Consider the following 20,947-nt stretch of genomic DNA (forward strand, 5'->3'; position numbering starts at 1 on the left):
AAAAATCAAGAAATATCTAAGTTAAACTGAAGAAAGTAGGTATAAATTTATTTTTTATCAATTTGCACTAATTTTTTAGTGACAAGTATCTATGAATTAGGTTACCGTGCATTAAGTAAATGTTATTGATTTTACAACCAACTTATTTAAAAGTTACAGAGGTTTTTAATGGATATAATTTCTCTTCAGTTTGAAGAACCTTTAATAATTCATATTGGTGATGCGGCTGTTAAAATATTAGCTTTTAAAACGCAAGAGCATGGAAATATTAAGTTTGGTGTTGACGCTCCCAGATCAGTTAATGTGCATCGAGAAGAGATTTTTCATGCAATCAGGCAAAAGCAACAGCTTTTAGAAACGGCCGAGTAAATCTTTAAGTGAGTCAGCGATAATCATGCTCGATATCATTTTGCCGGATCAATTCTGGCATTATCTTCTATGGCTCATTCATAAACGATTTTCATTGATATAAGTACTTACCTGAGCAAATAAATGCTGCACGAGTTCGGACAAATTCTTATTATCTGATGATAAATGAGAAAAAATCTAAATTTTTCGTATCAAACCCGTAGGATATGCCAGCTCATTTTGAATCACTTTACTATTGCTGAAGTTGGAAAGATTGTTAATTCTTAATTGATTTTGCAACATTGCTTGCAGTGTTGCACTACGTTGTTCACTCAAAAGTGGATGCACTTGTATTACCCACGCACCATCCTGTTTGCCAATTTTTACTGGTTCATTGATTACACGGACTGGGGTTCCTGTGGGAACTATGCGAAACAAATATTCAATATCATCCGGAAACATACGGATACATCCGGCGCTTACACGCATACCAATTCCGTCAAGCTTGTTGGTACCATGAATGAGGAACGTTGGCCATCCCAACCGCAAAGCATGTTGACCTAAAGGATTATAAGGCCCCGAAGGAAACTCATCTGGAAGAAAATCACCATTTTTCTCTGCCTCCGCGCGCAGATTTTCTGTCGGACGCCATTTAGGATTCGCTTCTTTGGCGATGATCTTAGTTACTCCCAAAGGAGTACTCCATCCTTTTCGACCAATACCCACAGGAAAAGTAATCACCACATTTTCATTTTCAGGAAAATAATACAGTCGATATTCAGCTAAATTAATGACAATTCCTTTTCTAGGAACATTAGGTAAAATGTACTGTGCAGGAATAACAAGTCGTGAATTAACGATTAAACGCGTTGGATCGATTTGAGGATTGGCCCTGGTAATTTCATAATAACCAACATCAAAATGTTTCCCTATCTCATCAATTGTTACATTTGCTTCAGAGAGTGCGTATTGAATTTCGCCAACAACATCACCTGTTGCTGGTAAAACCAAAGTGGTTGCATTAGCGATAAATACATAAGAGAATTGTAAAATAAACAAAAAAAATAAGTTTTGTTTGGTTAAGAGCACTGGCAATGAATTACCCTTAATTTACGTTGGTATAAGGCCGCTAGCCTGACTTTTTTGCAATTTTGTAGCCTGGGTGAACCCAGCAGAGCCGGGAGTAGTAAAACTCGGGTTCCGCTGCGCCTCACACAGGTTACGATATATGCTTCATAAAAACAACATAATCAAATCACAAACTTTCATCTACTTTAAAACGCTCACCATACTTAGATTCAAGAGTTTTAAATAAATTTTCTAAATTATTTGTCCCAAAATCTTTAGCATAGTTCATAGGCCCACCACGAAATGGAGCAAATCCTGTACCGAAAATCATACCTGCATCCAGCAAATCCGCATCAGCAACAACACCTTCTCGTAAACAAGCAGCTGATTCATTAACCATCCTAAGGATTAGTCTGTCTGCAATATGAGGATCGATTGGTGTATTAGGCTGTTTTTTAATTGGCTTACCATTTTTATATTGATAAAGACCTTGGCCTGTTTTACGCCCTAGTTTGCCTTCCTTAACCATATCACGAAGTTTTTGTGGAACAGTTCCACCAAAATGGCCTGTTAAGTTTTCAGCAACAGCTAATCCGACATCCAGTCCTACAGTATCAGCCAATTCCACAGGCCCCATAAACATGCCAAATGACAAGGCAGCTTCGTCAATAGTCTCAGCGCTATAACCTTCATCCAATAATTGGACACATTCCATAAGATAAGGCATCAGTACTCGATTTACTAAAAATCCTGGGCTGGATTTAACCGGTAGTGGAAGCTTGCCAATTTGATTCACAAAAGCGCACGAATTAAGCTCAACTTTCTTAGATGTTTTTGAACTACTTACTACCTCAACCAAATCCATCTTAGCTACCGGATTAAAGAAGTGAATTCCAACCAAGCGATTGGCATTGCTCATGACACTACTCATTTCATCCAGAGGAATACTGGAGGTATTAGTCGCAATGATGGCATCTTTTTTAGCAAGTTTCTCAACTTTTTTCATAATTTCTTGTTTTACTGCAAGATTTTCAAAAACCGCCTCAATAATGACATCTGCTCTTGCAATACCATGTCCTTCTGGATCGGGTATTAAATTGTCCATTGCAGCTTGTATCAAACGTGGCTTACGTAGTTTTTTCTTATATAAAGCATGAGCACGACCAACTGCAGGAGCAATTTGAGCATAAGATTGATCCTGTAACGTCACTCGTATGCCTCGTAGTGCACACCAAGCAGCAATATCCCCCCCCATTACACCAGCACCTATAACATGAACATGGCTCGCTTTAAAATCACTACCTTTTGCAAAACCTTTCAAACGCTCTCGTAAATAAAAAGCTCGGATTAAATTTTTTGAAGTAATTCCACTTGAGACTAGATGCTCTACAGAGTCTATTTCCTTCAAATAAGCCCTATCTCCCTGCCCTCCCTCTTTTTCCCACAGATCAATAATGGCATAAGGAGCCGGGTAATGTTCTTTTCGTACCCGTTTAGCAACATTACGACGCATTAAAGCAGCGATTAGCTTTCTCATCCATGCGCTATTCGTCAATCCCTGTACAAATGAAGGTTTATGTTTCGCAGGCTTGTTTTTAATAAAATAAATCGCAGCTCGTTTTAACTGTCGTACAGGTACTACATCATCAACCATGCCTAAACTCTTAGCTTTGGCAGCAGGTACGGCACTTCCAGTTAAAATAAATTGTGATAAAGCATTAAAGCCGCCAATTAATTGAGGTAACCGTACGGAACCACCCCAGCCTGGGTGTATGCCCAACATCACTTCAGGTAAACCAATACGGGTATCTTTTTCATCGCTTGCAACTCGATAGGTACAAGCTAAAGCCAACTCACATCCACCGCCCATACAAAAACCGTCTATCATAGCAACACTAGGAATTGTTAATGCCTGTAAGCGAGCAAATACTGCTTGTCCTTTTCGTAAAAAGTCTACCGCTTGTGCTGGGGTTTCAAACGTTGAAAAGACATTCACATCTGCACCCGCAATAAATCCTTTATCCTTAGCAGAATAAACAATCAGACCTATAGCGTTTTTATCCTGAGAAATTTCATGCAAAAGGCTATTTAATTCATCCAAAACTTCTTCATTAATACTGTTTACAGAAGTATCTTTTCTGTCTATACCTAACCACAGAATATTGTCACTGTCTCGTTGTAAGTCCCAATGTTTGTAATTATTCATGTCCTTTCACCTCAGTCACTCGTTCAAGATACATAGCCCCGCCCTGTCCTCCACCAATACAAATAGAAGCCATACCTCGCGACTCATTTCTTTGTTCCAATGATTTCAAAACGTGCAATACAATACGCGCACCACTTGCACCTATTGGATGGCCAGCTGCAATTGCACCTCCATCACGATTAAGTTTTTCAAGTGAAGGTCCACCCATGGCCTTTTCTAAGCCTAATTGGGTGCGGCAGTACTCTTCATCATTCCAAGCTGCGACACAACCTAGAACTTGCGCAGCAAACGCTTCATTGATTTCCCAACAATCCATGTCTTCGGGTTTTAATTTTTGTCTTTGCAGGATAGGTGTTGCTGCATGAACCGGACCAAGCCCCATTTGTGAGGGATCAAGTGCAGACCATTGTGAATCAACAATTCGACCAATTACTTTTAATCCATATTTTTTTACTGCATCAGCACTAGCCAATAATAATAAGCATGCGCCATCAGTTATTTGCGAGCTATTACCAGCAGTGACCATTCCATATTTTTTATCAAAAAACGGTTTTAATTTAGCTAATTTTTCTACAGTTGAATCAGCTCTTATGCCATCATCTTGTGGATAAACTTTTCCTTTATAGTCAATAATCGGTGAAACTTCTGTCATTCTATTTTCAGCATAGGCTTTGGCCAGTCTTAAATGACTTTCAGTGGCAAATTGATCCATTTGCTCACGAGTAAGATGAAAGCGATAAGCGACTTTTTCTGCCGTTTGCCCCATATTCATACCAACAATAGGGTCAGTCAGACCGCGCAATAAAGCAATAACGGGCGCGAGATAAGCAGGCCTAAATTGTGTTATTAGGCCTAATTTTTGTCCCATGTTCTTAGCGCCATACCAATTGGCCAACCAGGATGTCATTTTTTGATTGAACAATAATGGAGCATGACTCATTGCATCAGTACCGCCTGCAAGAACCAAATCACTGCGACCACTCGCAATTTGCATGGCTGCATTATCTAGTGCCTGCATCCCAGAAGCGCAATTCCGCATCACAGTAAACGCAGGTACTTTATCACCGCATCCTAAACGCAAGGAAACCACTCGAGCGATATTGGCTTCATCTGGGCTAGGCATAGCACAACCAATAATCACTTCATCCAACTCAGTTGGAGCAAAAGGCTGACGATTTAATAAAGTCGTCCCGGCAGCTACCGCTAAATCAGATCCAGAAAAAGGACCTATTCCCTTGGCTTTGAGAAATGGCGTACGATTTCCATCAACAACATACACCTCTCGACCATGTAAATTCGACTTCTGTTTCATCGATCCTCCTTATTTTAAATTGCGGTCACGTCACTGCAACGATGTTTCATTAAAAGATAACACTCTCAACTAGTCCCGTAGCAATCGAGAAGCGATTGTCTTAATAAAGGACCAAATCTTTTAACTAAAACGCCATTACTCTTCACTGACATTAGCTCCGATTTATGAATGATAAAGAGTAGCAGTAATCATGAAAATTTGGAATTTTTTATAAGGTATTAAATATAAAATTAATTTAACTAACTTCTTGAAAAAATGAGTACAATAAGATTGGCATAAATAATTATCCTCACACTGATTAATTATAGATCATTTTATGTGTCTAAATTTTTATATTGTCAGCTTCGCTTCAATTTCTAAATAATTCATATTGACGACAAGAAAATACCTGATATACTGCCGAACCATTGATTGGAGAGATGGCCGAGTGGTCGAAGGCGCTCCCCTGCTAAGGGAGTATGGGAGAAATCCCATCGAGGGTTCGAATCCCTCTCTCTCCGCCAGTCAACGCGCCCGTAGCTCAGTTGGATAGAGTATCTGGCTACGAACCAGGGGGTCGGAGGTTCGAATCCTTCCGGGCGCGCCATTTTCAATAAAAAACACAAAAGTAAAATCACTCCGAAATAGCAGCCAAAACATCCAATGTCTTTGGCCCGGAAGTGTTCGAACCGAACGAGGTTCGACAAAGTGCGCAGCGAAGAGCGCAAAGCGCGGCGAACATTTTGGACGCGCTTTAGCGCGCCGCAAAGCGGTGAGGAAGGAACAAAGTGACTGACGAATCTATCCTTCCCCTGAATCTTGGAAGCATTTAATTTTAATAGCATAATCTAAATATTAAATAATATTTATCCTTCCGGGCGCGCCATTTTTAATAAAAATCACAAAAAGCAAAAATCACTCCGAAATAAAAGCCAAAACATCTAATGTCTTTGGCCCGGAAGTGTTCGAACCGACCGAGGTTCGACAAAATGCGCAGCGAAAAGCACGACGTGCGGCGCAGCATTTTGGACGCGCTTCAGCGCGCCGCAAAGCGGTGAGAAGCGAACAAAGTAAGCGACGAATCTATCCTTCCTCTGAATCTTGGGATCAATTAAATTTAATGATGCAATTTCTTCTTACGCAATAAATCCTTCCGGGCGCGCCATTTTTAATAAAAATCACAAAAAGCAAAAATCACTCCGAAATAGTTGCCAAGGCATTCAATGTCATTGGCCCGGAAGTGTTCGAACCGAAAGAGGTTCGACAAAATGCGAAGCGAAGAGCGCAAAGCGCGGCGCAGCTTTTTGGACGCGCTTCAGCGTGCCCCAAAGGAGTGAGAAAGGAACAAAGCGACTGACGAATCTATCCTTCCCCTGAATCTTGGGATGGTTTAAATTTAATTCTTAATAACAAATCACTAATAACGTCCAGCCTTCCGGGCGCGCCATTTTATCAAGCATTTAAGTATGTTTTACAAGAATTGAAAAAGGAGTATGTAGCAAATTTGTAACACCTTTTTCAAATTCTTTCATAAAAATTGGTATCAAGACATTAGCTGCAGCCCACTGAGCCTATTGCAGACCAATTATTATTATCACTCACTTCTTTCACCGCCTCATCATGTAAGATTAAAAGCAACTGGCGAATATGTAACATTAAAAATATGATTAATTATCAATACTTCCAAGTTCTTTTTCTTATGAAAAATGCCTTGGAGCAATTTAAAAGAAACTTAACTCAAGGTGTTTTTTTCTACGATTTAGAACAGTCGTTTGATCTTACTTAGCACATAAGGGATAGAGCACCAACCAACAATGCCCTCTATAATCAATGCCAGTCCTAATACGATATAAAAATACTTTCCCATTCCAAACAGTGCCGCAATACACAGTGCTGAACCAATTATTGTCCGGTTTATCCGATCTGTTTTATCTATATTACATACAAATCTCATCTTACTTCCCCTGTTAGATAAGCAACTGTTTAACTTTCAAAAAGACTTTCTATAGTCGCCTGCATTTCTCAGCCTGACTGGGCTTGGCATAATGAAAAATTTCTTTTATGGATACATTTCCACTTAATTCCTGGGCAAAGGTTCATCTTTTCGAGGAGCCCCTTGTTCTAGATACTGCTCCAAATATCCCCTGCTTTCTTGTGGTAATCGTTTCGTTAAAAATTACCAACTCTGTTGATGACAGCCTGTCATTATTAACTTAAAACGCAGCAATGACTAGGCTCCACAGCGTCTATCATCTTAGCCATGCTAATTTCTTTAACGTGAGGGTAAGATAAAATCATGCCATTATTTTGACTAGGTAAGAGAACACTTAGTGGGAAGGTGCCCGGTTTATCATCAAAATAACTGATATTGTCTGCCCATTTGCCACCCGTTAAGCTTCTAAATTGAGTCATAGCATCAGCATAATCTGACATTTTAGAGGTTGTTTGGGTTAATGTATCTTTCATTGTTACGAGATATTCTTTAGTAGGCCAGAAAAGAGGATAACACTCAAAATATCCTTGAAGGTAGATCAGATTTCCTTCAGTAGTATTGGGGTTACAATAATCTTCAATATGTTGCATCATTAATTGGTGAATATCTTGGCATATTGCGGGAGATCTAAAATCACAAAATACTACCTTAATGTTTTTATTAAGTAATTCAGAAATTGCGTTATTAATCCTGGAGGATACAGCGCCATCAAAATGCATTCCTAAATATAGTTTTTCATGGGTATTAATAGAACTATCCTTCTCAAGATCCATTTTGAAATGTGGATCAATATTAATAATCAAGTGGTTGTTACTTGAGTTAAAAACCAGATTCTGGCACCAGGAAGTGTCTACATGAGGCCCTGATCCAATCAAAATGATTACTTCCTTAACCCCCGCACCGGAATTTTCTAATGCATTGACAAGAGTTGTTAAATTATTGTTGCATTCACCTTTATTGACCCCTATTCGACTAAACATTTTTAACCTTATGTATTAATTATAACTGTGCCAATATAACACACATGATCAATAAATGGAACAATTGATTATTATCAAGACAATTAGATTGAGTATAAATATGAAACATTGGATGGCAGGGCTTGCTGCTTATCCTTTACAGCCTAAGAAACCTTCTCTCAGTTTAATTCAGCTTCTCTGATTGATGCAATATAATATCAAACTCACGTTAATTAAGGACTATAAGGAGGTGAATGCATGACATGGGTAATTGGTTTGATTGGGCTTGGTACTGTGAACAAAGGGGTATTGGATTTTTATCATAACTCTGAAGATAGTGCGTATCTCGCAGAAAAAGGTGTAAACCACTGGAGGATAGCGGAACATATCGTAGTAAAGGATCCAACAAAACAGCGAGAAGTGCAAATTCCAGAAGGATGTGTACTTACGGGCAACGTTAAGGAAGTATTACAAGATCCTAAAGTTAATATAGTTATGGTGGCAACTGGAGACCCAGAGTGCGATCGGAAAGCGATTGTTGCGGCTCTTAATGGAGGTAAGCATGTGATTACAGCCAATAAAGCAGTTATTGCTCAATATGGCGAAGACCTTTTTAAGTTAGCACAAGAAAAAGGTAGGCATCTAGGAATTGAGGCCACTACGATGGGTGGTGATCCCATTATTTCAACCCTCCAAAATTTACCATCAGTAGTTCAAAAGCTAGAAGGAGTAGTTAATGGAACAACCAATTGGCTTCTGGAGGCATTGGATCGCATGCCTTTTAATGAGGCATTAGCTCAAGCACAAAAAGAAGGTATTGCGGAAGCAGATCCTTCCGCAGATACATCTGGAAAAGATGCTGCTGATAAGGCAATTATTCTCGCGAGAACCGCCTTTGGTGCAAATATGGAACAAACTTATAATTTAGTAATGTCTAGTCGTAATGGCATGAAACTCTTTCCTCTCATTATATACAAGAGCTGGCTCGCGATTTGGGTGGAGCAGTAAAGCTGTTATATGCCGCTGAAAAGAATGGCAATACTCTGAAAATCCGTGTTTGGCCTACTGTGATTAACAAAGAACATCCTTTAGCGACCCTAACTGGATGTAACAATGGCATAGTTATCACTACTAATGCCAAACAATATATTCTCAGTGGCCCGGGAGCAGGACGAACACCGACAGGTACAGCAATGATGACCGATTTTCTAAAAATTGCGACCAATACTATGCCAGTACCAATGAAGCCAAAAGTGATGTCGATTGAAGTGGATAAAAAGCAGCATTACATACGCTTCAATTCTTCTATGAATATATCAGCGTTATGTTTAACCGAGGGAGTTCGTTATTCTAGAGTAGGCGACGAACATTGGTTAGTTATGGATGAAGATAAGGATTATCAGGAATTATCACATAATCTGAGCACAAAGAAGATCCCTTGTCTCGATATCTTAATTGATCCGTCTTTTGCTCCCCATCTGTTGAGAAAATTTCCTAAATCAGCTAGTAGTTTACCAAAACTTTCTATTTTTGCTTCAGACGTTCAACAGATGATTCCGTTAAGCATCGATAAAAAAGTGCTAGGTCTCTAGTTAAAAAATTCTGGTATGGCTTCCCCATCAAGGAATTTAAATCAGCAAAGAACTGTCTTAAATTAAAAATTTAAGACAGTTGCTACGCTTGCTCGAAAGCACTTGCTTAAGATTAAATAAATTGTAGACTATTAAATATGAAACCTCTTGCACGTGGATATATACATTTAGCAGCATTTTTTATCGCTCTTTGTGCATGCGTTATACTAATCATTTACAGCAATGGAGCTTACGCCATTTTTGCCAGTGTAATATATAGTATTAGCCTTATTGGACAATATGGTGTGAGCGCGCTTTATCATACCCGCATGTGGACTCGACAAAAATATTTATTACTTAGACGCATTGATCATGCCGCTATTTTTGTTTTAATCGCAGGATCAGCAACTCCAATTTGCCTACTTAAGTTAAAAAACGCCTCTGGAATGCAACTTTTATTCGTCTTTTGGCTAGTTGCAATAATTGGAATATTAATAACAACCTTATGGACTCACGTACCCAAATGGTCTAGAGCGGTTCTTTATATCGCTATGGGTTGGATTGGAATTCTCTATTTTCCCGAAATTAAATCTTCGCTAGACACAACAAATATTCAGTTATTAGTAATAGGAGGAGTTACCTATACTCTAGGTGCTATAATCTATGCTTTTAAGTGGCCAAATCCCTTTCCTAGGGTCTTTGGATATCATGAAGTCTTTCATGTTTTAGTTGTTTTGGGGAGTGGGTTTCATTTTTGGCTTAACTATAATATAGCAACTTAATTCTGTATCTGAATTTCGTCATCGATTGGCGAGTTCATCGAATGAACCAAGTCTGGTACCAGCTGAGTTATCCGACGAACAGACAAATGAGATCAACATACCCTACGCGTCCTTTTCTAATTATTTTTTAAAAGAATTTTTTCCCTTAGCTTCTGCTCGGTTAAAGGATGCTCGGTATGACTCGTGTGATGTTCAGATGTACTGATCTGAATATCAGGTAGATTACTTGTTGAGCCATCCGGCATACTCATTTGGTTTAATAATAAACCTATTTTTGGTTCTGGGATTCCTATCTTACACTGTAATTGGCCCTGGGGCGGAATCTGGGTATTTAAATTGTGGAAGATAAAATCACATCCTTCTCCACTAAGGATTATAAAAGCCTTATTGATAGGGCATTTTACTCTTCGTATCTCATCACTGACCTCTTGAAGCAAGAGATCTAATGAAGAATTGGGCCAAAAACTTTCCAGCCTATTATGGCTAATAAAATGAATAACATTATATTGCCACCGACGATACCATAGTTGCCATGAGAAAATTCAGTTCGATGCCAATACAATCCGAAAAGTAACCAAACGAGCATCAGAACCCAAAACAAAACTCCAATAGGCATTTTATACTCCTTGTTTGTTAACCAGAAACCGTATTTTAAATTTAATAATTAAACCTCAACCACCTTAGTAAATTATAGCCGACAATCGACACAATTTAGACCAAATGGAATTATTTATATGCCGTAAGCTTATGAAAATGAACGTGGTTACTTAATATAAAGTGTAGTGTCATATATGTGTTCCACAAGCGATGCTCTAAAAAAATTAGATATTTTGCAACGCCCCCTCTTTTCTATGAAAAGGCTATCTTGTCCTATTAACTTGATTCCCCCCCTCATTATCCATGGCTTGTTTTGCTTCGCTCTCTTCTTTTTCCTGTGTTTGTGCTGAATCTTCTGGATGATAAAAATGAGGCATATCACAAACAGGGCAAGATGAGTGTTTTGATGGGCAAACGTAACAACAGAACTTATTAAACAGACATAAAACAACTCCTGCAGCAAATAATGAGACTATTCCAAGACCACTGTGAGTAGAGATAGTTAAGCCGGTTGCGATAGCCAATAGGATAACTCCTAGGACTTCAAATCGCAGTGTCCAAAAACATCTGACCTTCGAACATTCCATTTTTTTCATTTTATTACTCCTAGTATTAACAATGCATTGATATTATTACCGTAAACGAGCTTTCATTAATTCTAGACTACTATTTGATTCTCCGTAGTTTTTCGTTGGAGATTAGCTTCGTTGGACAAAACCCATAGTATTTTCCTTACATACACTTTCAACACTCTACGTTTAGTATGTTTTTTACCACTATTTAATAACAGTGAGTCAATGTCCATAGCATTTTCTTATCAAACACCAGTATTGATTTTCAAACGGATTCGGATTGCAGTAACCAAAAGCAGAGGGATTTTGAGTTTTATCGTCCAATCCATGACGGGATAAATGATGGATGATCTTATTTTTCATTTTTGTGTCTTTAGAATTAACAAGAGAATTGGTGTTTGGTAACTACGAAATCCTGGAGTAGCTGCACTTTCCTATTGTTTTTCGTATAACTTTTGCACAGATAGTAATATTTAAAACAACATTCTGTGCTACAGTTATATTATGCATTTAATTTCAAGGAGAAATATAATGCTTGGTACAATATTACTTGTTGTATTAATACTCATTTTAATTGGTGCTTTACCAACATGGGGGCATAGTAGAGAGTGGGGGTATGCACCATCAGGAATTATAGGGACTATTTTAATAATTGTTCTAATATTATATTTGCTAGGTCGTGTATAGGTTAGGTTTTTAAACTTTAGAAAGTAAAGTCAATCAAGAAAGGAATTTTAAATTTAATCGTTGCGAGTATTTTTGTTATCACTGCATCCTCAAGTATACTGAAGTAAAAACAGGGCTTCTTTCAAATTGGATTTGCACAAAGCAACTGGCCGAATTTTACAGCAACTGAAATTTCAACTTCTATTGATAAACATTATCTCTAATACAAATTTATAAAATAATTTTATTTAATAGATAATTGTTATTCTATGAAACTACAGAATATTTTCTTAAGTAATTGTAAAACAGTTAGGCTATTAATCATGTTAGTAGCTTAACTGTGCAGTATAAAATAACTTAGTCGGATAAATTTTCCCCTTACCAGATAGGGTTTATTTAACCAATGGGAACTATCCTCTTTATAATAAAATTGGCAAAGATGTAATACATGAATTTTTACTTGATTAAAACTTCCATTATTTTTTCAAAATTTTGGCTAATAAATAGCCTATTCCGCCAGCAAGTAATACTGAGACTAAAGGATATTCGTGCACTTTTTTCAATGTCTGGTCAGAATATCTTTTTATATTCTCTTCAGCTTTATTGACTGTATTCACACCTTCTTCACGCACTTCATTAGCCCATTTTTTCCCTTCATCTAACAAGTCACTTGCTGCCGCTCTTACATGAGACTTGTGATTACGATTTGCAGTCTTCATCTTCAACTCCTTTGTCTGATTATCCTGAGGTTATATATAGTAACTATAGGTATTGGATTCTATAAAGCAAATAAGGCACGTAAGATTTTTCTTTAAGGCTTTGATTTTTCAATGAAATAACTCATAACAAATACTTAGAGCTGATTAATCAGATAATAACTCGCCCATGAAAGATACTTTGTATAGAAACTTTGATCGTTACCATGAGCGGAATCGCAATAAAAGCACCTACAATTCCCCAAATCCAACTCCAAAAAATCAAACTAATAAAAATAATAAACGGGTTTAACGTACCACCGTTAGGGATATTGAAAGGGTATTCTGCTTAAGACCTAGTGTGTATGTAAAAGTTGTTTTCGGACAACCTTTCTAAGGCATTAGAAAAACAATCTGCTATGTTGCTTGATGAAGTGATGCATAAATGCCGCTAATTAGCGGCTATTTTTATTTTCAAAACTATCCTTAGCTGTGTGCACTTGTTATAAGACACTAAAGTACACTGTCTTCATGCTGTAAAAGTAGTTTTTTGCACAGGCTCGCTCACTACCGGAGTTTGATGAGGATGGTAAAAAAAATGACTAGGGGATACTTTCGCTGTATTAGAAGGTTCTTTCAATAACTTTTCTAATGATTCATTTGCAATCATTCGTTGTTCAAAATAGGCCGGTGTATCGACAAGGCATTTCTCTTTGATCTCATCCCCCCCTTCATCAGAAGGGTTATTCAGAAATTGTATGCTTTCTGTATGGTTGTTTGGTATGAACGTAAATTCAGGGTAACGGTCTGACTTTTTATATCGTTGAAAACAGTCGTTGGCAAGCTCGACCTGAAATAAATTGGAGGAGGTACTGTAAATTTCAAGTTTTTTCTTAATGTTAACTGGAGCATCAGCAGCAACAGCGTGAAAATACTGCTTATTAAAACTGGTATTGATTTCTCCAGATGCAACATAGCCATCCAATTCAGTCAGAAACTGCATAAACTCCTCATGGGTAAAATGCTGTTTAATGGTTCCTTGCTCTGCATTTTTCAAAAAATCGGCAAGGGAATAGTTTTTAGCATAGGCTTGTAAAAATGTGTAACAAGGCTGGTTGTCTTTATCTTTATATTGAATAACAAGAAATTTATGCCCATCCAGCTCCTCAACAGGATCTGTATCACGGTTTTCAACCTTTATTCCAAACTCATAAATAAAAAATGATTCTTTAGTGTATAACCTATAATTATTTGTCAAATATTGATCTTTATTTTTTATTTTTGACCACTTCGCCGTTGAACCAGCAAGGGCGGCAGCAATTCCCATAGCCGTGATACCGCAGCTCTGCTCAACAAACTCCTTTATGGTAAGTACCCTTTTAATATCATACTCTGGATTTTGCTCCAAAAAGTCCCAGATATGACGTGGATAGATTTCATCTAAAGGGTTTTCTGCCATAAGACGAATAAAATTAAAGAGATCTTGCATGGTTTTCATGGATTGTTTCCTTATATTAAAGACTGCTGTTTTTCCTGAAACTCAAGTTTAAGTTAAGTAGCAGCTAAGCAGGGTTCAGCTCCAAAATAGCCCATTATAAATACATAATTAATTGAATTAGATCTTTAAGAGCAAATTTTGTACTTTTTATTTTATTATTTAAAGATTAAAAAAAAATTTATTGGGCTACGCATTTTGTGAAATTAACCCCTGCTCACAAACAAGTGAATTCTCTGGAACATTGATGAATGGTAAGTAGAATTGCTTAAGCGTTGTCTTTTATATTGCATATATTGCATTGCAAAAGAACTGGTGAGAGATTTGCTGTGAAATTATATTACTAACGAGGAACCTTGGGTAATGCAGATTTATTAGCCCAACACCCAAAAGCCATTCGCCAATTGTTAGAAAGCGATTATCAGAGTGGTAATTAAGAAAACTTCATGGCCATGGTATTTATAGCTTTCGCCTAAGTGATAGCCCCCGCTTATTGTTCACAGTGCAAGAATTTGACAATTAACGCTGTTTACTTGTATTAGAGCATCTGCCTACCCATGATTATGAAAAGAGTCGCTTTTTAAAGTCGGGAGTATTAACGCGATATATTAATAAGCATTTCACTAGGGCTCCATCCCCCTACCCCAGCAATTAGCCTTTGAGCCAGTTCCTTCAAGTCTTAATCTAGACATTGTTTCTCACTTTGAGCAATATAATCCTAAACAGCCATATATGATTGAACAATCCTTCGCTGAACTATCACGACATCCCGAAACAAGCTCCAATGCACATTAAAGAACGTGCTGCTAGCGCTTCATCCAAAGTATTCGATAAAATATGAACTATTTATTTCTTAGATAGATTTAATCCTTCTTCAGGAACATCAATTTGCTTTGTGATGGCGCTAATTCTATCCTTATAATTTTGTGTGCCTTGACCTACCCTGCGTTGATAATCAAACTCAAATTCCCATTCTTTACAGAACTCTGCTATGACTTCCATAACCCTATTATAAATTTTATCAATATCATCAAGGCCTGCTTCATTAAGCTGATTATAATGTTCTTCATCAAAACATCTAGAGACAGTAGTAGGCAAACTCGTCAGAAAATCTGATGCCTCAGTGATTGCTGCGCATATTTCCTCACTACCTAGAGAACTGTTTTCGAGATCGTTAAATATTCTTTGTCCATTTCGCCATAGATTAACCATATTTCCATTTATAGCCCGCAATAAAGCTTTTTGCTCTTTAGTCATATCTTTGCTGTAAGTATGGATAATTGTAGCATTTAATTCACCCAGTACTTCTATAGCTACTAGCAATTTTTTAGGTAATTCGCCGACTTCCTTTTTGCGAAGGTCTTTTAACGTTTTATAGGTCTCACGCCCTGCATTCAAAATGAGTTTATTATCTTGTAACGTTGTTAAGAAATTTTTATAATCCACCCCGACTTCAAAACCATGCTCCTTAATTTTTTCCAATTGAGCACGATTAGATCGATATTGTATTAAGTTTTGTTTTACTGTTTCGCTGTTGAGAACCCCAATGATTTGACCCCATTCATCCGCTTGTTGTGTTCCATGGAAACGAGGATTATAAGTCCTTGATTCACTGGGGTAAGCTTTTAATACGCTATCAATCATCTGCATCCATTTTTTCTGAATTCCAGATAATCGTTCAACTTGTGCTGAAAGCTCATTTAATCTGCCCACTAGTTTAAAACAGTGCTCTGCGTCTTGGGGCTCAGTTAAAATAATGCTTTTTATTTCTTCGTTTAAGTCCTTCAACCAAGAAGGTTGAGAGACCTCTTGAAGGAATTCTTTATCCTCATTTGAAAGAAATGGAGCCTCCATTTTTCCCAACGATTCTTGCAAAAATTCAGTCCACTTTAAAAAATCCTTATTTTTTTCAATGAAAGAATAAAAATCTTGTGGAAATCCTAATTTTTTCAAAGAAAACGACGTTTGCTCTAAAGGATGTCTCTGGACGTTTGCTTTAATTTTTTCTTGTAGTCGACTAAGCTTTTCTGACGAATCTATTGTCGTGTCATCCTCTAAGTCTTGAGATAGAGAGTGTCCCAGTGCACCCATTTGTATTTCATAGAGTGTATTAAAACTATTATAAATTTGCTCGTTTTTTAGTTTTTGTAATCTGTTCTCTATAGATTCTTTATCCTCAGAGCGTCGTCTATTCTCTATTACACCTGATAAGTTATTAGAAAGAAAAGCATGGATAGGATTAGATGCAACAGAATTCTTTAAGTTGAGTAAATCGTCCATTATTTTCGATTTGGGAGCGATGGCTTGTTCAATTTCAATTTGCTTTTGAATTGCAGTTAGGTAATGTGCTTTGAGAATGGTCGCAATGACATCCCTGCTGGTTCGTAAGGCCAATAAATCTAAGTGATTAGAATGCTCAACCTGCTCGCCACCAGGAAGCTCCATGCCTCGCTGTAGGTAATGATAAGTCTGCAGCTCTTGACGCAAAAATGCTTCAAGATCACCTTGATTATTGACATCAATCAATATCTGAGTAAGTCTTTCATCGCTAATTTGCTTAACAATTTCTTCTGAAAATTCCAGTTCCGTAAGAAAGGTTGGCATAGCCTCTATGTCGACACTGGGATATTGTTTTTTAAAATCCCTTTTTAAATCTGAGTAACTTGAATAGATTGATTTAATCAACCTGTCAAGCTCATCTGTATTATCAGCCGCAACCGAAATAAATGCAGACATTTGACGGAATAGAGTAAGTGGATTCACTTGGGAAGGTGAAGCGAATGCCATTGCATCTTCAAATGCTGCAATTACTTCTGGATTATATTGCCGCGAATAGGCCTCGATACCTCCTATGAGTGCGATCTCAGCAAATTCGACAAGCTGTTTGCAATAGGCGACTAATTCTTCTCGTGGCCAAAGAGTTAGATCATTAGTCCATTCTTCAAAGTCATAGTTTTCAGTTGCAATAATAAAATCTTCTCTATGAAGCGCCCCTTTGAATCGTTTATCTTCGTTAAGATCGATTGTTACGCGGATATCTCGGCAATGTGGCGCATCTCGTAACTGTTCCATAGTGTTTAATAGAGGATCTCCGCTATAACGATATTTGTTACATAAAATTTTAAAGTGTTGCTGAGCCACTGTTGGAGTTACTTTTGCCCTGAGGAGAGATACACCTAATTGCTCGAGTGTTGAATTAATGGCCTCTAACTCCTCTTCAACTTGATTGATAGGTGCGTGTTTCACCTTTTTTTCAAAGCGGGGTATTTGGGTATCCAGGAACTTGATTATCTCGAGTTGTACTTCTTGAACTTTAAATTCAGTATCAGGTAATCGCAAAGTTTCATTAATTTCCAGAAGAATATCTCTTTTCATTGAGAATTCCTCTCTTATTTGATTTTCTCTTTTTTGTTCGGGAATTTTGTCTTCAATTTTTTTGAAAATATTTCTGGCTCGTTCATTAGCTTTTTCTAATTTAAAAACGTGGTTTAATAGATTACTGTAATTCGCAAGATTGGGTTTATTGGATTCCTGGATATTTTCCTCTGCTTTGAGGGTCTGTTGCACTAGATCTTCCAATTCTTGTTTTAGTTCCTCAATTTCAGGACCATTTTTATTCTTTAATCTTAAAAACAGTTCATTTTTAAAATCAGCTACTTCGTTTAAAAATGGCTCGTAGCGCTCATAAAACGCTGCTTTTTTTGTAGAAAATAATTCTTCCTGTTGAGCAGATTTATCGAAGTCTATTAATATTTTATCGATTGCCAAGATGTTATTGATTATAGGGTTTATCTTTTCTAATCTTTCTTTCAATAATTTATTTTGTTCTTCTAATAATTTATTCGCGGCTCGCAGATATTGCTCCCTATTCAATTTCATCGCCTGGAGTTTCTCAGCTTCCTGAGAAAAGTTATCCATCTCTTTTTCGAGTTGCAGTAATTGAGCATCTGCTTCTTTCTTTAACTGTTCTGCCTCTACACTTTCCTCACCAAACATTTCGTTTTTTAATTCGCAAATTTTAACAGTGAATTGAGAAAAACGTTCCAAAATAGTTATAGGAGAGCTGCCTAAGGCCTTTTGGTAAAAATCTTCAAGCTTTCTAATCGCTTCATTTTGAGGGAAGGATTTAAGCTTAAGCTCCTTCCATTGTGTCGTTTCTAACATGTGAAGAACTTCTAAATTGCTGATAATTGTAGAAATTAATGAGGCGTTTAATTCTGAAAGCGACCGAGTCTGATCCTCAACACCGTCTACAATTTTCCCAACTTTACTTTTTTTCTTTCTAGCTACTTTCTCAATTTTTTGTGCATTAGGCACCCGGTTCCGAGGTATTTTTTCAATATCTTCTAATTGGTGAAGTGCGTTTAAAAGATTCACATAATCGCTGGTTATGGGTAGCTCTTGCTGAAACTCCTTATTGATAATTTGTTCGACTTCCTTCCATTTTTGTTTTAAAGGGTCAACACTAAGTTCACTTTCTAATTGTTTCTTAATGAATGCCATCTTTTTTTGTGCAAGGGATTGCATCTCAGCATATGAGATCTTCTCACTGTACTCAAAGGATTTTATATCGGTATCGATCTCAATTGCTCTTGCGAATTTGGGACCTATTTGTTTTAAGGCTTCTGTAAAAATTGCTTTTTGCTGGGGAAGACGCTCTTTTTCTGGAAGTGAGGCAATTGAGTTAATGTCTAATTCTAGTTGAGAAAAAATCCCCCAAAGCTCTCTCCAAAGTTCATTTACCTCATCCACTTCTAAATCTGATTTTTGCTCAGGCCGTTCAGTCGGTATTAATGAAGTGAAAAGTTTATTGGCAGTTGCGAAGGGAGAAAACTTTTTAACAATTCCATTAAATACCATTTGCCCAAACTCAGGTTGCTTGAGTCTATGAAATTGAGTATTTTTTAAGCTACGTAATTCGTTGAGAAGAAGTTGAACCTCATCAACTATTTTGAGTTGCTCTTCCTTAGACTGTGACATACTTCTCGCCCTCAAATGGATTATCTATAATCATATAGTGCAAATATTAACTATTTATTAAGGGCTCTACGTTTTATTGTCTTTTTTTCAAGGCAAGGTCCTTATATTTAAAGCAAACCCATATTTTATTCAGTGCTTAAAGTATGTATAAAAATCAAAATTGAATTAGAATTTTTCTAAATTAATAGCTAAGCTTAGTCAAGCTCTATGACAAATTAGCATCACCAGAAAATCTTAATCTTTTAAGTGAGAAAGGTAAGATCGGTAGTAAAGAGGATTTTTCTCAAAAAGATTTTATTGAACATAAAAAAGGTAAACCGTTTGGCTAGGAAGGTTTTTATTTTGTGTTTTGCACTCTATATACTAACTCTTCATTAGTATCAAGCGGACACATGTCTCCAGAGTAAGTTAAATCAGTCACGTTAGCATCAGAATCAAATTTATACGGTGTTTGCTCTACAGCAAAGGTCACGGTCTTTTTTTTACCATCAACGGCGATGTATTGATATTGATTAACAGGAATAATATGAATATCTTGGCAGTTTGCATTATTACTAATGTCCATAGCAAACTTTTCCACTACATCTTCATTATGTCTATCTTTTTTGAAAACCCAAATTGTATCAGCGTTATCTTTTATCTGGCTGATAAACTTATTATATGGTGGTGAACTCGTTGAAGAGCTTCTTGCATGATACAAAACAAACTGACCATTTTTAAGCATGGCTAATAGGCCAATACATGATTGGAAATCGCCAGAAAACAATACCATCCCTGTTTTACTTTGACCAGGTTCCATATAGCTCGCTCTAGCTATTTGTCCTTCAACCGTACTACAAATCATGAACTTCACCGTATCAGTCTGCTTCTCTGGCTTGAAAAACATAATCAGATCCTTTGAGACTTTTTACTTTTATAATTTTATTATAGCCACCAATTATCTGTATTTAAAATTTGTTGGCAGTTTGTCTTAATAACTGTTTTTTGCATCGCATAACCTCAATGTTATTTGCCCTAGCTTTGGTTTGGTGTTGGTCGAGCGGTTCACTCAAGGCGAAACCCAGCATATGCTGTCAAGCTCAAAATAGGGGCAAAACTTTTTTTAGGTGTGTTTTGTCTTACTACAATAGATTAAAAATAGTTCTCTTTATCTCTTGAAATTTAATCGGTTACCCCTATCTACAGAGTATTCCAAACAAAATTATAGGAGAATGTGATGACTAAGTTAGTTCGAAGAAATTATTTTCCTGCAAATAACGTTGTAGGAAGTTTATTAGAACAATTTTTTAATACGGTACAAAGTCAGGATGAAAGCGATACCTCATTTATTGAGACCAGCTCATGGGCACCATCTGTTGATCTTAAAGAGGAAAGTGAGCGTTTTCTTGTGATTGCAGATCTTCCTGGAGTAAAAAAAGAAGATATGAATATTTCGTTAGAAAACCATGTACTCACCATAAAAGGTGAACGAAATATTGAAAAAACAGAAAATCAAAAGACTTATACCCGGAGAGAAAGAGTTTATGGTCAATTTTATCGGCGCTTTTACTTGCCTGAAACGGCTGACGATAACCAAATTAGTGCTCGTTATACTAATGGCGTTTTAGAAATAATTATTCCTAAGAAAGAAAAAGCGGCTCCGAAAAAAATTGATATTTCAGTAACTGAATAAGCTGGGATCTCTTATTGGGGATTTTCATTGAGTTTTACAGGAACATTAGTTA

19 protein-coding genes and 2 tRNA genes are annotated in these 20,947 nt (G+C 37.0%); 9 read left to right on the forward strand and 12 right to left on the reverse strand.

Annotated elements, in window-relative coordinates; genetic code table 11:
• Nucleotides 1–168: 168 nt before the first annotated feature.
• Nucleotides 169–369, forward strand: a complete 201-nt coding sequence (locus tag BGO44_RS08750; RefSeq protein ID WP_058510466.1) for a carbon storage regulator — start codon at nucleotides 169–171, stop codon at nucleotides 367–369.
• Nucleotides 370–546: 177 nt separating this feature from the next.
• Here the strand turns inward: BGO44_RS08750 and BGO44_RS08755 are convergent, their stop codons facing one another.
• The 3 genes from BGO44_RS08755 to BGO44_RS08765 all read right to left on the reverse strand — a co-directional run bounded on the left by BGO44_RS08755 (nucleotide 547) and on the right by BGO44_RS08765 (nucleotide 4,934).
• The gene (locus BGO44_RS08755; RefSeq protein ID WP_058511683.1) at nucleotides 547–1,437 is read right to left on the reverse strand and encodes a L,D-transpeptidase family protein; all 891 of its coding nucleotides are present in this window, start codon (nucleotides 1,435–1,437) and stop codon (nucleotides 547–549) included.
• 166 nt (nucleotides 1,438–1,603) lie between these two features.
• Nucleotides 1,604–3,622 (reverse strand): 3-hydroxyacyl-CoA dehydrogenase NAD-binding domain-containing protein, encoded by a 2,019-nt coding sequence (locus BGO44_RS08760; protein WP_273197988.1) that lies wholly within the window; start codon nucleotides 3,620–3,622, stop codon nucleotides 1,604–1,606.
• Nucleotides 3,615–4,934, reverse strand: a complete 1,320-nt coding sequence (locus BGO44_RS08765) for an acetyl-CoA C-acetyltransferase (protein ID WP_058510468.1) — start codon at nucleotides 4,932–4,934, stop codon at nucleotides 3,615–3,617. Before BGO44_RS08765 ends, BGO44_RS08760 begins: the two co-directional genes overlap by 8 nt.
• Before the next feature lie 413 nt (nucleotides 4,935–5,347).
• Here BGO44_RS08765 and BGO44_RS08770 point away from each other — a divergent pair.
• The 3 genes from BGO44_RS08770 to BGO44_RS08780 all read left to right on the forward strand — a co-directional run bounded on the left by BGO44_RS08770 (nucleotide 5,348) and on the right by BGO44_RS08780 (nucleotide 6,060).
• Nucleotides 5,348–5,437, forward strand: a tRNA-Ser gene (locus BGO44_RS08770).
• Between the two features lie 6 nt (nucleotides 5,438–5,443).
• Nucleotides 5,444–5,520 (forward strand) — tRNA-Arg (locus BGO44_RS08775).
• A gap of 354 nt (nucleotides 5,521–5,874) precedes the next feature.
• Nucleotides 5,875–6,060 carry a hypothetical protein gene (locus BGO44_RS08780; protein WP_273197989.1) on the forward strand — a complete coding sequence of 62 codons (186 nt, stop codon included), beginning with the start codon at nucleotides 5,875–5,877 and terminating at the stop codon, nucleotides 6,058–6,060.
• Nucleotides 6,061–6,672: 612 nt separating this feature from the next.
• On the opposite strand, the gene BGO44_RS08785 is transcribed toward BGO44_RS08780, so the two are convergent.
• Nucleotides 6,673–6,867 (reverse strand): YgaP family membrane protein, encoded by a 195-nt coding sequence (locus BGO44_RS08785; protein WP_273197990.1) that lies wholly within the window; start codon nucleotides 6,865–6,867, stop codon nucleotides 6,673–6,675.
• A 254-nt stretch (nucleotides 6,868–7,121) separates the two neighbouring features.
• Nucleotides 7,122–7,886 carry a hypothetical protein gene (locus tag BGO44_RS08790; RefSeq protein WP_273197991.1) on the reverse strand — a complete coding sequence of 255 codons (765 nt, stop codon included), beginning with the start codon at nucleotides 7,884–7,886 and terminating at the stop codon, nucleotides 7,122–7,124.
• A gap of 237 nt (nucleotides 7,887–8,123) precedes the next feature.
• Between BGO44_RS08790 and BGO44_RS08795 the strand changes: the two genes are divergently transcribed.
• From BGO44_RS08795 to trhA, 3 genes are all read left to right on the forward strand, one after another.
• Complete coding sequence (locus BGO44_RS08795) at nucleotides 8,124–8,873, forward strand: homoserine dehydrogenase (RefSeq protein ID WP_273197994.1); 750 nt, start codon at nucleotides 8,124–8,126, stop codon at nucleotides 8,871–8,873.
• Nucleotides 8,858–9,457: a hypothetical protein gene (locus BGO44_RS08800; protein ID WP_273197995.1), complete on the forward strand. Its 600-nt coding sequence runs from the start codon at nucleotides 8,858–8,860 to the stop codon at nucleotides 9,455–9,457. The genes BGO44_RS08795 and BGO44_RS08800 overlap by 16 nt, the downstream gene beginning before the upstream one ends.
• A 137-nt stretch (nucleotides 9,458–9,594) precedes the next feature.
• A complete protein-coding gene (gene trhA, locus BGO44_RS08805) occupies nucleotides 9,595–10,218 on the forward strand; it encodes a PAQR family membrane homeostasis protein TrhA (RefSeq protein WP_273197998.1) in 624 nt (207 codons plus the stop codon).
• A 442-nt stretch (nucleotides 10,219–10,660) separates the two neighbouring features.
• Here trhA and BGO44_RS08810 read toward each other — a convergent pair whose 3' ends face one another.
• Together BGO44_RS08810 and BGO44_RS08815 are read right to left on the reverse strand one after the other, a co-directional pair.
• On the reverse strand, nucleotides 10,661–10,834 hold the full coding sequence (locus BGO44_RS08810; RefSeq protein ID WP_273197999.1) for a hypothetical protein: 174 nt from the start codon (nucleotides 10,832–10,834) through the stop codon (nucleotides 10,661–10,663).
• 244 nt (nucleotides 10,835–11,078) lie between these two features.
• Complete coding sequence (locus BGO44_RS08815; RefSeq protein WP_273198001.1) at nucleotides 11,079–11,411, reverse strand: hypothetical protein; 333 nt, start codon at nucleotides 11,409–11,411, stop codon at nucleotides 11,079–11,081.
• A 507-nt stretch (nucleotides 11,412–11,918) separates the two neighbouring features.
• On the opposite strand from BGO44_RS08815, the gene BGO44_RS08820 reads away from it, so the two are divergent.
• A complete protein-coding gene (locus BGO44_RS08820) occupies nucleotides 11,919–12,074 on the forward strand; it encodes a DUF3309 family protein (RefSeq protein WP_273198003.1) in 156 nt (51 codons plus the stop codon).
• A gap of 455 nt (nucleotides 12,075–12,529) precedes the next feature.
• Here the strand turns inward: BGO44_RS08820 and BGO44_RS08825 are convergent, their stop codons facing one another.
• The 5 genes from BGO44_RS08825 to BGO44_RS08840 all read right to left on the reverse strand — a co-directional run bounded on the left by BGO44_RS08825 (nucleotide 12,530) and on the right by BGO44_RS08840 (nucleotide 20,109).
• Entirely contained in the window at nucleotides 12,530–12,772 is a 243-nt protein-coding gene (locus BGO44_RS08825) for a hypothetical protein (RefSeq protein ID WP_273198004.1), read from the reverse strand.
• A gap of 148 nt (nucleotides 12,773–12,920) precedes the next feature.
• A complete protein-coding gene (locus BGO44_RS18570) occupies nucleotides 12,921–13,079 on the reverse strand; it encodes an AI-2E family transporter (protein WP_353743536.1) in 159 nt (52 codons plus the stop codon).
• Between the two features lie 198 nt (nucleotides 13,080–13,277).
• A complete protein-coding gene (locus BGO44_RS08830; RefSeq protein ID WP_273198006.1) occupies nucleotides 13,278–14,246 on the reverse strand; it encodes a hypothetical protein in 969 nt (322 codons plus the stop codon).
• A gap of 843 nt (nucleotides 14,247–15,089) precedes the next feature.
• A complete protein-coding gene (locus BGO44_RS08835) occupies nucleotides 15,090–19,223 on the reverse strand; it encodes a synaptonemal complex protein 1 (RefSeq protein ID WP_273198007.1) in 4,134 nt (1,377 codons plus the stop codon).
• A gap of 337 nt (nucleotides 19,224–19,560) precedes the next feature.
• On the reverse strand, nucleotides 19,561–20,109 hold the full coding sequence (locus BGO44_RS08840) for a hypothetical protein (protein WP_058510472.1): 549 nt from the start codon (nucleotides 20,107–20,109) through the stop codon (nucleotides 19,561–19,563).
• A 330-nt stretch (nucleotides 20,110–20,439) separates the two neighbouring features.
• Here BGO44_RS08840 and BGO44_RS08845 point away from each other — a divergent pair, with 330 nt between their 5' ends.
• Complete coding sequence (locus tag BGO44_RS08845; RefSeq protein WP_058510473.1) at nucleotides 20,440–20,895, forward strand: Hsp20/alpha crystallin family protein; 456 nt, start codon at nucleotides 20,440–20,442, stop codon at nucleotides 20,893–20,895.
• Nucleotides 20,896–20,947 lie beyond the last annotated feature (52 nt).

The organism is Legionella sp. 39-23 (assembly GCF_001897665.1).
Classification (GTDB): Bacteria; Pseudomonadota; Gammaproteobacteria; order Legionellales; family Legionellaceae; genus Legionella; species Legionella steelei.